This window comes from Klebsiella quasipneumoniae subsp. quasipneumoniae, assembly GCF_020525925.1.
Classification (GTDB): domain Bacteria; phylum Pseudomonadota; class Gammaproteobacteria; order Enterobacterales; family Enterobacteriaceae; genus Klebsiella; species Klebsiella quasipneumoniae.
The window spans coordinates 1,089,580-1,103,136 of sequence record NZ_CP084876.1; the positions used below are offsets into that span (position 1 = coordinate 1,089,580).

Sequence of the window (13,557 nt, forward strand, 5' to 3'; positions counted from 1 at the left end):
CGGGACCCGACGCCGTGGTTAACAAATTCTCGGCAGCGGCTCGGCGTGGGGAAGATCGAGCGTCCGCTTCACGCCGTACAGCCCGACGGAACGCACGCCCGGGCGGGCGACCACCTCGCCGATTATCGCCGCCTCGCGTCCCAGGGCGTGAGACCGTATATGCGCCAGCACGTTTTTCGCTTCTTCGCGGGCGACGGCGATCACCAGCTTGCCTTCATTGGCGAAGTTCAGGGCGTCCAGCCCGAGCAGCTCGCAGACTCCGCGCACGGTGTCGTTGACCGGCAGCTTCGCCTCGTGCAGTTCAATGCCGCAGCCGCTGGCGGCGGCGAACTCATGGGCGACGGCGTTGACGCCGCCGCGGGTGGCGTCGCGCAGGGCTTTGACGCCGCGCAGCGGCCGCAGGGTTTGGATCAGCGGCGTCAGCACCGCGCAGTCGCTGGACAGCGCGCCGTCGAGCCCCATCTGCTCGCGCAGATTAAGGATGGTGGCGCCATGATCCCCCAGCGTGCCGCTGACCAGCAGCACATCGCCGGCGCTGATCTGCTGCGTCCCCCAGCGAACGTCTGCCGGGATGGCGCCGATGCCGGCGGTGTTAATAAACAGCTTATCCGCCGCGCCGCGCGGTACCACTTTGGTGTCGCCGGTGACGATGGCGATCCCTGCCGCCCGGGCGGTATCGGCCATGCTGGCGACCACCGCTTCCAGGGTAGCCATCTCCAGCCCCTCTTCGAGAATAAACCCGCAGGAAAGATAGCGGGGGATGGCGCCGCTGACCGCCACATCGTTGGCGGTACCGCAGACGGCCAGCTTGCCGATATTGCCGCCGGGAAAGAACAGCGGGTCAATCACATAGCTGTCGGTGGAGAAGGCGAGACGATCCCCCTGGGCGGCAAGCGCCGCCAGATCGAGACGCGCCTGATCTTCCTGCTCCGCCAGCCAGGGGTTGGCGAAAGCCTGCATAAACAGGTCGCCGATCAGCTGCTGCATTGCCTGACCGCCGCTACCGTGGGCTAACTGGACGCTTTTCATGCTTCATATTCCTGACTGCGATATTGATACCAGGCGGCGCAGGCCCCTTCCGAGGAGACCATCAGCGCGCCAAAGGCGCTTTGCGGATTGCAGGTGCTGGCGAAGAGCGGGCACTGGTGCGGTTTACAGCGGCCGGTCAACACCTCGCCGCAGCGGGCGCGCGGGTCGTCGCACACGCGCTGCGGCGCCGGGCGGAAATGGGCCTCGGCATCGAAGCGCTGATAGGCCGGCGTGAGGTGCACGCCGGAGTCGCTGATGACCCCCAGACCGCGCCATTCGCTGTCGCCATCAAGGCGAAACACGTCGGCCATCGCCGCCTGCGCCAGCGGGTTGCCGGCATCCGGCACTACGCGGCGGTACTGATTTTCCACCTCGCTACGCTGCGCTATTGTCTGCTCAACCAGCATCACCGCGCCTTGCAGTAGATCAAGAGGTTCGAAACCGGCGACCACTAACGGGCGATGATAGTCGCTGGCGATAAAGCCGTAGGCTTCGGTGCCGATCACCATACTGACGTGGCCGGGGGCGAGAAAGGCGTTGATACCGTTGTCAGGCTGGTCCAGCAGACTGCGCAGGGTCGGCAGCAGGGTGATGTGCTGGCAGAAAAAGAAGAAGTTATCGACGTTGCGCTCCCGCGCCTGACGCAGGGTGAGGGCGGTGGCGGGCATGGTGGTTTCGAAACCGAGACCGAAAAAGACCACTTCACGCTGCGGGTTTTGCTGCGCCAGCCGCAGGGCGTCCATCGGCGAATAAACGATGCGGACATCGGCGCCGCGGGCTTTCGCCTGCAGCAGTGAGCCGTTTTTGCCCGGAACGCGCATGGCGTCGCCGAAGGTACAGAAGATAACCCCCGGACGACTGGCAATCTCAATGCAGGCGTCGATGCGCCCCATCGGCAGGACGCACACCGGGCAGCCGGGCCCATGAATAAATTCGATATTCTCCGGCAACAGCTGGTCGAGACCGAACTTAAAAATGGCATGGGTATGACCGCCGCAGACCTCCATGATGCGCAGCGGTCGCGCGGCGGTGTGCGGCAGCAGATGGGCACGCTGCTGAAGATGGGCCACCAACTGCATGACCTGCTCAGGGGCGCGGTATTCGTCAACGTAACGCATTATCGCTCCTCGCCGTACAGCAGGGCGCCGACGTCCGGCTCTACGTCAAACATATTTTGCAGCGCTTCGAGAGTGTCGCGGGCTTCGGCTTCATTAATCACGCTCATGGCGAAGCCGACGTGCACCAGCACCCACTGGCCGAGACGCGGCTGGCCCTGCTCGTCAACGGCGCCCACCAGCGTCAGGTCGACGTCGCGCTGAATGCCGCAGACTTCCACCTTCGCCAGCACGCCGTCGATGGCGCAAATTTGTCCCGGAATGCCTATGCACATCGCTGCGTCTCCAGCCAGGTGAGCCACTGATCCATGCCTTCGCCGCTGGTGGCGGAGAGGAGGATAATGTCAATATGCGGATTGACCTCGCGGGCGCAGGCCAGGCACTTCTCGACGTCGAAATTGAGATACGGCAGCAGGTCGACCTTGTTGAGCAGCATCAGGCTGGCGGCGGCGAACATATGCGGATACTTCAGCGGCTTGTCTTCGCCTTCCGTGACCGACAGCACCGCCACCTTATGGCGTTCGCCGAGATCAAAGCTCGCCGGGCAGACCAGGTTACCGACGTTTTCAATAAACAGAATGCCGTGGTCAGCCAGCGGCAGGCGCGGGGCGGCGTCGGCGATCATCTGGGCGTCGAGATGGCAGCCTTTCCCGGTGTTGACCTGAATCGCCGGGGTGCCGGTGGCGCGAATGCGGGCGGCGTCATTGACCGTTTGCTGGTCGCCTTCAATCACTGCGCAGTCGGCACGCCCTTTCAGCCGGGTGAGGGTTTCGGTGAGCAGGGTGGTTTTGCCGGAGCCGGGGCTGGAAACCAGATTCAGCACCAGCTGCTGCTTCGCCGCAAAGCGCGCGCGGTTGCGCGCCGCCAGACGGTTGTTTTTATCCAGCACGTCGATTTCCACTTCCAGCATGCGCCGCTGGCTCTGGCCCGGGGCGTGAGTCCCCGCTTCGCCATGGCCGTAATGCAGATCGCCCTCTGTCGTGCGGGTGGGGGCGAAGTGGTCGGTTTTTACGCCGGTGATGGTCATCGTCTGGCGTGGGGCGGGCGCGAAGGGGGCGCTGCGGAACGCGGAATGCGGGTTTCGTTCGTCTCCTTCAATATAGAGGTTGCCTTCTCCACAGCCGCATGTTGTACACATAATTTACTCCAATTCTAAACGCTGAATCTGTAAGCCGTCATCCGCCACGATCTGTAGCTGGTCGTTATTGCAGTGCGGGCAGCGGCGGACGTGCTGCGAGACAAGATGGACGTACTGCTGACAGCGTTCGCACCAGCATTCAGCCTGTTGTTCGGCGATATGCAGTTCGCACCCCTCCGCCAGCGTGCCGCGGCAGACCAGCTCAAAGCAGAAGGTCAGCGCGCTGGCTTCCACGCAGGAAAATGCTCCCACCTTAAGCCACACGCCGGTCACCCGCCGCGCGCCGGCCTGCTGCGCCTGTTGTTCAATAATTTCCAGCGCCCGCTGGCTGAGGGTGATTTCGTGCATAGTCGCCTCCGTATCGCGATGCGCCTTTTATGCAATAACGGTGCCAGAAAGGGCTCGTGGCGGCAGGACATGTCGATGACGACGCGCCCGGGCTGTCATCGACATGTCGCGTCGGCAGGGAATAAATATAAAAACATAATTAAATCAAATAAATAAAATGTGGCACGGAAAATGCTTAGACGGTGCATCTCATGCTACGGAGAAACCGATATGACTATTTGGGAAATAAGTGAAAAGGCGGATTACATCGCCGACCGTCACCGGCAGCAGCAGGAACAGTGGCATATCTACTGTAACTCGCTGGTTCAGGGGATCACCCTGTCGAAAGCCCGCCTGCATCACGCGATGAGCTGCGCGCCGGACAAAGAGCTGTGCTTCGTGCTGTTCGGCCATTTTCAGGTGTTCGTCGCCCTGGCGGAAGGCTTCAACAGCCACACCATCGAATACTACGTCGAAAACAAAGGCGGCGGTGATAAGTATCTGATTGCTCAGGCCACGCTCGCCGCGGATGGCACGGTGGACGGGCGGATCAGCAACCGCTCCCGCGACCAGGTGCTGGAGCATTATCTGGCGATTATCGCCACCGTCTATGACCGTCTGTACGACGCCATGGAGCAAGACCAACCGGTGGACTTAAGCCATCTGGCCCTGACCCACTGATCGCAAGGTGTCGACACGTGTCGAAAATGACACCTGCGCAACCTGATTTCGTCAAAAGTGACTTTCACCCGAGGATGACCCGGTGAACCGTTTTGTAATTGCTGACTCCACTGTCTGTATCGGCTGTCGCACCTGCGAAGCCGCCTGCTCTGAGACGCATCGCCAGCACGGCCTGCAGGCTATGCCGCGGCTGCAGGTGATGCGTAATGAAAAAGAATCGGCACCGCAGATGTGCCACCACTGCGAAGACGCCCCCTGCGCCGCTGTCTGCCCGGTAAACGCCATCCAGCGCGTCGATGGCGCCGTCCAGCTCAACGAGAGCCTGTGCGTAAGCTGCAAACTGTGCGGCATCGCCTGCCCGTTTGGCGCGATCGAATTTTCCGGCAGCCGTCCGCTGGATATTCCGGCCAATGCTAATACCCGGCTGGCGCCCCCCGCGCCGCCGGCGCCAGCCCGCGTCAGCTCGCTGCTCGACTGGGTGCCGGGCGTGCGCGCCATTGCCGTGAAATGCGACCTCTGCCATTTCGATGACCAGGGCCCGGCCTGCGTGCGGACCTGTCCGACCAAAGCGCTGATGCTGGTGGATAGCCGTGATATCGCCCAGGCCAGCAAGCGTAAACGCCAGCTGACCTTTAATACCGACCTTGGCGACTTGTCGTTGTTCCAGGCGCAACAGGGGGAGAGGGAATGAGTGTAATTGGATTAGTCAATCAGGCGGTGACGTGGTACGCCGCCAGCGCCGTGCTGGCCTTTGTGTTTGCCATGCGTAAACCGCTCAGCGGCGCCATTGCCGGGATCGGCGGCGCGGTGGCCAGCGCTATGCTGGTGGTTGCCGGCGGCGCCGCGCTGCTGATGCCGGATCGGATCCACGGCGGCATGCTGCAGTTTCTCCATCTGACGATGCGGGTGGGCGGCGTCAATGCCCTGTGGCTGCTGGCCATCGGCCTGTCGGCGCTGCCGGTGTCGCTGTTTAACATTAGCTGGCATCGCCACCCGCAGGTGAAGGCCAACGGCCTGCTGGTCAACCTGCTGCTGGCCGCCGCCACCTGCGCGGTGGTGGTGACCAATATCGGTTCGCTGGTGGTGATGGCGGAGATCATGGCGCTCTGCGCGGCGTTTCTCACCGGCTGCGCCGCCTCCGGTAAGCTGTGGTTTGCGCTGGGTCGTCTCGGCACGCTGCTGATGGCATGGACCTGCTGGCTGGTGTGGTCGACCTACGGCACCCTCGAGCTGGCGCAGATCAATCTCCAGGCGGTGGATATGATGCAGAACCCGCTGCTGTGGCTGCCGGGGCTGGCGGGATTCGCCCTGCTGGCGGGGGCGATCCCGCTGCACGGCTGGGCGCCGCAGGCTCACGCCGGGGCCAGCGCGCCGGCCGCCGCGCTGTTTTCCACTGTGGTCATGAAGGTCGGTCTGTACGGCATGTTAACCGTTTCGCTGGCCGGCGGCGTGCCGCCGCTGTGGTGGGGCGTGATGCTGCTGGTGCTGGGGATGATCACCGCCTTCATCGGCGGGCTGTATGCGTTGATGGAGCATAACATTCAGCGCCTGCTGGCCTATCACACCCTGGAGAATATCGGCATCATCCTGCTGGGGCTGGGCGCCTTCGTCACCGGCGTAGCCACCCGCAACAGCACGCTGATGGTGCTGGGCTTCATCGGCGGCATGTATCACCTGATTAACCACAGCCTGTTCAAAACTACGCTGTTCCTCGGCGCCGGGGCGGTGTGGTTCCGCACCGGCCATCGCGATATCGAGAAGCTGGGCGGCATCGGTAAAAAAATGCCGCTGATCTCCCTCGCCATGCTGGTGGGGCTGATGGCGATGGCGGCCTTGCCGCCGCTGAACGGCTTCGCCGGCGAGTGGGTCATCTACCAGTCCTTCTTCAAAATGAGTACCAGCGACCTGTTTATTGGCCGTCTGCTGGGGCCGCTGCTGGCGGTGGGCCTGGCGATCACCGGCGCGCTGGCGGTGATGTGTATGGCCAAAGTCTATGGTGTCACCTTCCTCGGCGCGCCGCGGAGCAAAGAGGCGGAAAACGCCACCTGCGCCCCCTGGCTGATGACCCTGAGCGTGGTCATGGCGGCGGTCTTCTGCCTCGTTGGCGGCATTGCCGCGCCGTGGCTGCTGCCGCTGGTGAGCGGCGCCTTCCCGCTGCAGGCCCAGGTGTCGAGCGTGGTGTCGCAGCCGATGATCGCGCTGCTGCTTATCGCCTGCCCGCTGCTGCCGTTCCTGCTGATGATCTTCTTTAAAGGCGATCGCCTGGCGGCGCGCTCGCGCGGCGCGGCCTGGGTCTGCGGCTACGATCACGAACAGTCGATGGTGGTTACCGCCCACGGTTTCGCCATGCCGGTGAAAGAGGCCTTTGCGCCGCTGCTGAAGCTGCGTCACTGGCTGAACCCGGTGCGTCTGGTGCCGGGCTGGCAATCGGCCTCTGCGCCGGCGCTGCTGCGCGCAATGGCGCTGGTTGAGCTGGCGGTGCTGGTGGTGATTGTCATTTCCCGAGGAGCCTGAGAATGAGTCTGTTAATTGCATTGCTACAGGCGCTGGCGCTGTTTGCCGTCGCGCCGCTGTTATCCGGGATCGTCCGCGTCGCCCGCGCGCGGCTGCATAACCGCCGCGGACCGGGCGTGCTGCAGGAGTATCGGGATATCCTGAAATTGCTGGGCCGCCAGAGCGTCGGTCCCGACGCCTCGGGCTGGGTGTTCCGCCTGACGCCGTACGTCATGGTGGGCGTGATGCTGACCATCGCCACCGCCTTGCCGGTGGTGACGGTGGACTCTCCGCTGCCGGTGCTTGGGGATCTCATCACCCTGATCTACCTGTTCGCCATCGCCCGTTTCTTCTTCGCGATTTCCGGTCTGGACACCGGCAGCCCGTTTACCGCGCTGGGTAGCAGCCGCGAAGCGATGCTCGGCGTGCTGGTGGAGCCGATCCTGCTGCTGGGCCTGTGGGTCGCCGCGCAGGTGGCGGGCTCCACCCATATCAGCAGTATCACCGACACCCTTTATCACTGGCCGGCAGCGCGCAGCATTCCACTGATTCTGGCGCTGTGCGCCTGCGCCTTCGCCACCTTTATCGAGATGGGCAAACTGCCGTTCGATCTGGCGGAAGCGGAGCAGGAGCTGCAGGAGGGGCCGCTTTCCGAGTACAGCGGCAGCGGCTTTGGCATCCTGAAGTGGGGCATCAGCCTCAAACAGCTGGTGGTGCTGCAGATGTTTGTCGGGGTCTTTTTCCCGTGGGGCCAGATGACCAGCTTCAGCGTCGGCGGCCTGCTGCTGGCGCTGGTGGTGGCCGTCGTCAAGCTGGTGGTTGGGGTGTTGATCATCGCGCTGTTTGAAAACAGCATGGCGCGTCTGCGCTTCTGTGCCACCTCCCGCGTCACCTGGGCCGGGTTTGGTTTCGCCTTTTTAGCTTTCGTCTCCTTGCTGGTGGCGTGATTAAGAGAGTTTGAGCATGTCTGAAGAAAAAATCGGTCAACACTATCTTGCGGCGCTGCACCAGGCCTTTCCGGGCGTGGTGCTGGACGAAGCCTGGCAGACCAAAGATCAGTTAACCATCACCGTGAAGGTCAATTACCTGCCGGAAGTCGTGGAGTTTCTCTACTACCAGCAGGGCGGCTGGCTGTCGGTGCTGTTCGGCAACGATGAACGTAAGCTGAACGGCCACTACGCGGTCTATTATGTGCTGTCGATGGAGCAGGGCACCAAATGCTGGATCACCGTGCGTGTGGAAGTGGATGCCAACAAACCGGAATACCCATCGGTGACGCCGCGCGTGCCGGCGGCGGTGTGGGGCGAGCGCGAAGTGCGCGATATGTACGGCCTCGTGCCGGTTGGCCTGCCGGACGAACGCCGTCTGGTGCTGCCGGACGACTGGCCGGACGAACTCTATCCGTTGCGTAAAGACAGCATGGACTATCGCCAGCGTCCGGCGCCGACCACCGACGCCGAAACCTACGAGTTCATCAACGAGCTGGGCAGCAAGAAAAACAACGTGGTGCCGATCGGCCCGCTGCACGTCACTTCCGATGAGCCCGGCCACTTCCGCCTGTTCGTTGACGGCGAGAACATTATCGATGCCGACTACCGTCTGTTCTATGTCCATCGCGGGATGGAGAAGCTGGCGGAAACCCGCATGGGTTATAACGAAGTCACCTTCCTGTCGGACCGGGTGTGCGGCATCTGCGGCTTCGCCCACAGCACCGCTTATACCACCTCGGTGGAGAATGCGATGGGCATCGTGGTGCCGGAGCGGGCGCAGATGATCCGCGCCATTCTGCTGGAGGTGGAACGCCTGCACTCGCACCTCCTGAACCTCGGTCTGGCCTGCCACTTCACCGGCTTCGACTCCGGCTTTATGCAGTTCTTCCGCGTGCGCGAAACCTCGATGAAGATGGCGGAAATTCTTACCGGGGCGCGGAAAACCTACGGTCTGAACCTGATCGGCGGGATCCGCCGCGACCTGCTGAAAGAGGACATGATCCAGACCCGCCAGCTGGCGCAGCAGATGCGTCGCGACGTGCAGGAGCTGGTGGATATGCTGCTCAGCACCCCGAACATGGAGCAGCGTACTGTCGGCATTGGCCGTCTGGACCCGGAAATCGCCCGCGACTTCAGCAACGTTGGCCCGATGGTGCGCGCCAGCGGCCACGCCCGCGACACCCGCGCCGATCACCCGTTTGTCGGCTACGGCCTGCTGCCGATGGAAGTCCACAGCGAACAGGGCTGCGACGTCATCTCCCGCCTCAAGGTGCGGATCAACGAGGTTTATACCGCGCTGAACATGATTGATTACGGTCTCGATAACCTGCCGGGCGGTCCGCTGATGGTGGAGGGCTTCACCTATATTCCGCACCGCTTCGCGCTGGGCTTCTCAGAAGCGCCGCGCGGGGATGATATTCACTGGAGCATGACCGGCGACAACCAGAAGCTGTACCGCTGGCGCTGCCGGGCGGCGACCTACGCCAACTGGCCGACTCTGCGCTATATGCTGCGCGGCAATACCGTTTCCGATGCGCCGCTGATCATCGGCAGCCTTGACCCGTGCTACTCCTGTACCGACCGCATGACCGTGGTCGATGTCCGCAAGAAGAAGAGCAAAGTGGTGCCGTACAAAGAGCTGGAGCGCTATAGCATCGAGCGTAAAAACTCGCCGCTGAAATAAGGAATCGCCATGTTTACCTTTATTAAAAAAGTGATTAAGACCGGCACCGCGACGCACGCCTATCCGCTGGAGCCGATGCCGGTAGATAAAAACTTCCGCGGCAAGCCGGAGCATAACCCGCAGCAGTGTATCGGCTGCGCGGCCTGCGTGAACGCCTGCCCGTCGAACGCCCTGACGGTAGAGACCGATCTGGCCACAAACCAGCTGGCGTGGCAGTTCAACCTCGGGCGCTGCATCTTCTGCGGCCGCTGTGAAGAGGTCTGCCCGACGGCGGCGATTAAGCTGTCGCCGGAGTATGAGCTGGCGGTGTGGAAGAAAGAGGATTTCCTCCAGCAGTCGCGCTTCGCTATCTGCCACTGTCGGGAGTGCCAGCGGCCGTTCGCGGTGCAGAAGGAGATCGACTACGCCATCGCGCTGCTCAAGCATAACGGCGACACCCGCGCCGAGCTGCACCGCGAAAGCTTCGAAACCTGCCCGGAATGCAAGCGCCAGAAATGCCTGGTGCCGTCCGATCGTATTGAACTGACCCGCCACATGAGGGAGGCCAGCTGATGAGCACTTTACTTGGCCCACGCGATGAAAACGGCATTCCGGTGCCGATGACGGTGGATGAATCCATCGCCAGCATGAAGGCCTCGCTGCTGAAGAAAATCAAACGTTCCGCCTACGTTTATCGCGTCGACTGCGGCGGCTGTAACGGCTGTGAAATCGAAATTTTCGCTACCCTTTCACCGCTGTTCGACGCTGAACGCTTCGGGATTAAGGTGGTGCCTTCGCCGCGCCATGCCGATATCCTGCTGTTTACCGGGGCGGTGACCCGCGCGATGCGCTCCCCGGCGCTGCGCGCCTGGCAGTCGGCGCCGGATCCAAAGATTTGCATCTCCTACGGCGCCTGCGGCAACAGCGGCGGCATCTTCCACGACCTGTACTGCGTCTGGGGCGGTACCGATAAAATCGTACCGGTCGATGTCTATATCCCGGGCTGCCCGCCGACGCCCGCCGCCACCCTGTACGGCTTCGCCATGGCCCTCGGCCTGCTGGAGCAGAAAATTCACGCCCGCCTGCCGGGCGAGCTTGACGAACAGCCGACCGAGCTGCTGCACGCCGATATGGTGCAACCCCTGCGGGTGCGCATCGATCGCGAAGCGCGCCGTCTGGCGGGCTATCGCTATGGTCGGCAGATTGCCGACGACTATATGCGTCTGCTCGGCCAGGGCGATAGCCAGGTGCTGCGCTGGCTGGAGGCGGAGAAAGATCCGCGTCTGACCGAGATCGTCACCCATCTCAACCAGGTGGTCGAGGGGGCGCGTATCCGATGAGCGAGACGGTGGTGTTCAGTCAGCTGAGCCGTAAATTTATTGATGAGAACGACGCCACGCCGGATCAGGCGCAGCAGGTGGTCTATTACAGCCTGGCGATTGGCCACCACCTCGGCGTTATCGACTGTCTCGAGGCGGCGCTGAGCTGCCCGTGGGACGCGTATCTGGCATGGATCGCCACCCTTGAGGCCGGCAGCGTCGCGCGGCGCAAAATGGAGGGGGTGCCGAAGTATGGCGAAATCGTCATCGACAGCAGCCATGTGGCAATGCTGGCCAACGCCTTTGATAAAGCGCAGTCCGCGCAGACCCCGCAGCAGCAGGCGTGGAGCAAAACAATGCTCAGCATGCTGCATGATATTCACCAGGAAAGCGCCATCTACCTGATGGTGAGGAGATTACGTGACTGACGTTTTACTCTGTGTCGGCAACAGTATGATGGGCGACGACGGCGCCGGCCCGCTGCTGGCGGAGATGTGTGCGGCGAACCCGGCCGGCCAGTGGGTGGTCATCGACGGCGGCAGCGCGCCGGAAAACGACATCGTGGCGATCCGCGAATTACGCCCCGAACGCCTGCTGATCGTCGATGCCACCGATATGGGCCTAAACCCCGGCGACATTCGCGTCATCGACCCCGACGACATCGCCGAGATGTTTATGATGACCACCCATAACATGCCGCTCAACTATCTGGTCGATCAGCTGAAAGAGGACGTCGGCGAAGTGATCTTCCTCGGCATTCAGCCGGATATTGTCGGTTTTTATTATCCGATGACCCAGCCGGTGAAAGAGGCCGTTGCCCGAGTGTACCAGCAGCTGGCAGGCTGGCAGGGCCACGGCGGCTTTGCCCGGCTGGAAGCCGCAGACGATTAACCCTGCGGTGCTCAGGGCTCCCCGACGGCGGGCGACTGACCGGCCGGGAGCCCCGTTACCGGCGGCGCCAGCTCAAGATTCTCTATCACTAATTTACCGGGCGACACCGAGACTCTGACCTGCGTGCCGACCGGGAATCCCGCCTGCTCCAGCCAGTCGCCGTTCAGGCTCAGCGCCGCATGGCGGGTGTAGCGCCGCGTCTCCCGCGTTTTGCGGTTCTCATGGCGTTTTCTGACATATCCCACGGTTAACTGGCGAATGGCCCTGGCGATCCCTCCGGCTGCGGTGGTGTGCTGTGCGTTCATGATGTGCTCCTTGCTGAAGATACCCCTGAAAACATACTGGATAAAATACCAGTTGTTGTGAACGGGAGGCAAACCAGAAACTGGAATCAGTCTCGAGAAAAAAACATGTAATAGATGCAACAGAAAGCAGCGCCCGTCCCCCGGTTAGCGCGGAGAGACGGGCGAGCGCGGGAGACGCGCTTAGTCGAGGTCGGCGCCGTTGCTGGCTATCACCTTCTGGTACCAGAAGAACGACTTTTTACGCCTGCGCGCCAGCGTGCCGTTGCCGGCGTCGTCGCGATCGACATAGACAAAGCCGTAGCGCTTGCTCATCTCGCCGGTTGACGCCGAGACCAGATCGATGCAGCCCCAGCTGGTGTAGCCCAGCACCGGAATACCGTCGCCGATGGCATCGCGCATCGCCTTGATGTGCTCGCGCAGGTAGCTGATGCGATAGTCGTCATTGATCTCCCCCCTGGCGTCAATCTCGTCCCGGGCGCCGAGCCCGTTTTCCACCAGGAACAGCGGTTTCTGATAGCGGTCGTACATCATGTTCATGGTGATGCGCAGGCCCAGCGGGTCGATGCCCCAGCCCCATTCGCTGGCCGGAATGTGCGGGTTCTTCAGCGACTTGACGATGTTGGCGGCATTGGTGTTGCTGGCGTTCATCTCCGCCGAGGCGCAGCGCGAGGCGTAGTAGCTAAAGGAGACGAAATCGACGGTGTTTTTGAGGATCTCATCATCGCCCGGCAGCTTCGCAATGGTGACCCCCTTTTCCCGGAATACCCGCGCGGCCCATACCGGGTAGGCGCCGCGCGCCTGGACGTCAATAAAGAACAGGTTTTCGCGGTCCTTCTCCAGCGCCATCCATACATCTTCCGGCTTGCAGGAGTAAGGGTAGAAATTACCGCCCGCCAGCATGCAGCCGACCTGATTCTGCGGGTTTATCTCGTGGGCGATTTTTGTCGCCAGCGCGCTGGCCACCAGCTCGTGATGCGCCGCCTGGTACTTCACCTGCTCCTGATTTTCTCCCTCTTCAAACACCAGCCCGGCGCCGGAGTAGGGGCTGTGCAGCATGATGTTGATTTCATTGAAGGTGAGCCAGTATTTCACCAGACCGTCAAAAGCTTCAAAGCAGGTGCGGGCGTAGTGGCTGAAGAAATCGACCATTTTGCGGTTGCGCCAGGAGCCGTACTCCATCACCAGATGCATCGGCACGTCAAAATGGCACAGCGTCACCAGCGGCTCGATACCGTGCTTTTTGCACTCCTCGAACAGCGAACGATAGAAGGCGATGCCCTGCGGATTCGGCTGCTGCTCGTCGCCGCGCGGGAACAGGCGGCTCCAGGCGATTGAGGTGCGAAAGACGCTGAACCCCATCTCCGCCATCAGGGCGATATCTTCCTTGTAGCGGTGGTAGAAATCGATCGCCTCGTGGCTGGGGTAGAATTCGTCTTCGCGAAGCGTGAAGCGCTTCTCCAGGCCTAATTTTACCGGCAGACGGTGGGCGCCGTGGGGGAGGGTATCCACGGTGGCCATCCCTTTCCCCCCTTCGCGCCATGCGCCTTCTGACTGGTTGGCGGCCAGTGCGCCGCCCCATAAAAATCCCTGTGGGAAACTCGCCATGC

16 protein-coding genes are annotated in these 13,557 nt (G+C 62.2%); 9 read left to right on the plus strand and 7 right to left on the minus strand.

Annotated elements, in window-relative coordinates; genetic code table 11:
* Positions 1–18: 18 nt before the first annotated feature.
* From hypE to hypA, 5 genes are read right to left on the minus strand one after another with little or no spacing between them, the layout of a single operon-like run.
* Entirely contained in the window at positions 19–1,029 is a 1,011-nt protein-coding gene (gene hypE / locus LGM20_RS05435) for a hydrogenase expression/formation protein HypE (RefSeq protein ID WP_044524509.1), read from the minus strand.
* The gene (hypD, locus tag LGM20_RS05440; RefSeq protein ID WP_044524508.1) at positions 1,026–2,147 is read right to left on the minus strand and encodes a hydrogenase formation protein HypD; all 1,122 of its coding nucleotides are present in this window, start codon (positions 2,145–2,147) and stop codon (positions 1,026–1,028) included. The genes hypE and hypD overlap by 4 nt, the downstream gene beginning before the upstream one ends.
* The gene (locus tag LGM20_RS05445; protein WP_002914934.1) at positions 2,147–2,419 is read right to left on the minus strand and encodes a HypC/HybG/HupF family hydrogenase formation chaperone; all 273 of its coding nucleotides are present in this window, start codon (positions 2,417–2,419) and stop codon (positions 2,147–2,149) included. The genes hypD and LGM20_RS05445 overlap by 1 nt, the downstream gene beginning before the upstream one ends.
* Entirely contained in the window at positions 2,410–3,282 is an 873-nt protein-coding gene (hypB, locus tag LGM20_RS05450) for a hydrogenase nickel incorporation protein HypB (protein WP_023290798.1), read from the minus strand. Before hypB ends, LGM20_RS05445 begins: the two co-directional genes overlap by 10 nt.
* A gap of 3 nt (positions 3,283–3,285) precedes the next feature.
* Positions 3,286–3,630, minus strand: a complete 345-nt coding sequence (gene hypA, locus LGM20_RS05455) for a hydrogenase maturation nickel metallochaperone HypA (RefSeq protein ID WP_004205644.1) — start codon at positions 3,628–3,630, stop codon at positions 3,286–3,288.
* A 210-nt stretch (positions 3,631–3,840) separates the two neighbouring features.
* On the opposite strand from hypA, the gene hycA reads away from it, so the two are divergent.
* The 9 genes from hycA (at position 3,841) to hycI (ending at position 11,645) form a co-directional block, all read left to right on the plus strand.
* Positions 3,841–4,290: a formate hydrogenlyase regulator HycA gene (gene hycA, locus LGM20_RS05460; RefSeq protein ID WP_004205645.1), complete on the plus strand. Its 450-nt coding sequence runs from the start codon at positions 3,841–3,843 to the stop codon at positions 4,288–4,290.
* Between the two features lie 82 nt (positions 4,291–4,372).
* A complete protein-coding gene (locus LGM20_RS05465) occupies positions 4,373–4,981 on the plus strand; it encodes a 4Fe-4S dicluster domain-containing protein (protein WP_023290796.1) in 609 nt (202 codons plus the stop codon).
* Positions 4,978–6,804, plus strand: coding sequence for a formate hydrogenlyase subunit 3 (gene hycC / locus LGM20_RS05470; RefSeq protein WP_044524505.1), 1,827 nt, complete (start codon positions 4,978–4,980; stop codon positions 6,802–6,804). The genes LGM20_RS05465 and hycC overlap by 4 nt, the downstream gene beginning before the upstream one ends.
* A gap of 2 nt (positions 6,805–6,806) precedes the next feature.
* Positions 6,807–7,730: a respiratory chain complex I subunit 1 family protein gene (locus LGM20_RS05475; RefSeq protein WP_023290794.1), complete on the plus strand. Its 924-nt coding sequence runs from the start codon at positions 6,807–6,809 to the stop codon at positions 7,728–7,730.
* 16 nt (positions 7,731–7,746) lie between these two features.
* Positions 7,747–9,456 carry a formate hydrogenlyase subunit HycE gene (gene hycE, locus LGM20_RS05480; RefSeq protein WP_004205649.1) on the plus strand — a complete coding sequence of 570 codons (1,710 nt, stop codon included), beginning with the start codon at positions 7,747–7,749 and terminating at the stop codon, positions 9,454–9,456.
* 9 nt (positions 9,457–9,465) lie between these two features.
* On the plus strand, positions 9,466–10,008 hold the full coding sequence (locus LGM20_RS05485) for a formate hydrogenlyase complex iron-sulfur subunit (RefSeq protein ID WP_023290793.1): 543 nt from the start codon (positions 9,466–9,468) through the stop codon (positions 10,006–10,008).
* On the plus strand, positions 10,008–10,775 hold the full coding sequence (locus LGM20_RS05490) for an NADH-quinone oxidoreductase subunit B family protein (protein WP_002914891.1): 768 nt from the start codon (positions 10,008–10,010) through the stop codon (positions 10,773–10,775). The genes LGM20_RS05485 and LGM20_RS05490 overlap by 1 nt, the downstream gene beginning before the upstream one ends.
* Positions 10,772–11,182 carry a formate hydrogenlyase maturation HycH family protein gene (locus LGM20_RS05495; RefSeq protein ID WP_023290792.1) on the plus strand — a complete coding sequence of 137 codons (411 nt, stop codon included), beginning with the start codon at positions 10,772–10,774 and terminating at the stop codon, positions 11,180–11,182. Before LGM20_RS05490 ends, LGM20_RS05495 begins: the two co-directional genes overlap by 4 nt.
* Positions 11,175–11,645 carry a hydrogenase maturation peptidase HycI gene (hycI, locus tag LGM20_RS05500; RefSeq protein ID WP_017899636.1) on the plus strand — a complete coding sequence of 157 codons (471 nt, stop codon included), beginning with the start codon at positions 11,175–11,177 and terminating at the stop codon, positions 11,643–11,645. The genes LGM20_RS05495 and hycI overlap by 8 nt, the downstream gene beginning before the upstream one ends.
* Positions 11,646–11,656: 11 nt before the next feature.
* Here the strand turns inward: hycI and LGM20_RS05505 are convergent, their stop codons facing one another.
* Positions 11,657–11,950: a SymE family type I addiction module toxin gene (locus LGM20_RS05505; RefSeq protein WP_044524503.1), complete on the minus strand. Its 294-nt coding sequence runs from the start codon at positions 11,948–11,950 to the stop codon at positions 11,657–11,659.
* A gap of 180 nt (positions 11,951–12,130) precedes the next feature.
* On the minus strand, positions 12,131–13,555 hold the full coding sequence (locus LGM20_RS05510) for a 6-phospho-beta-glucosidase (protein WP_044524501.1): 1,425 nt from the start codon (positions 13,553–13,555) through the stop codon (positions 12,131–12,133).
* Between the last annotated feature and the right edge of the window lie 2 nt (positions 13,556–13,557).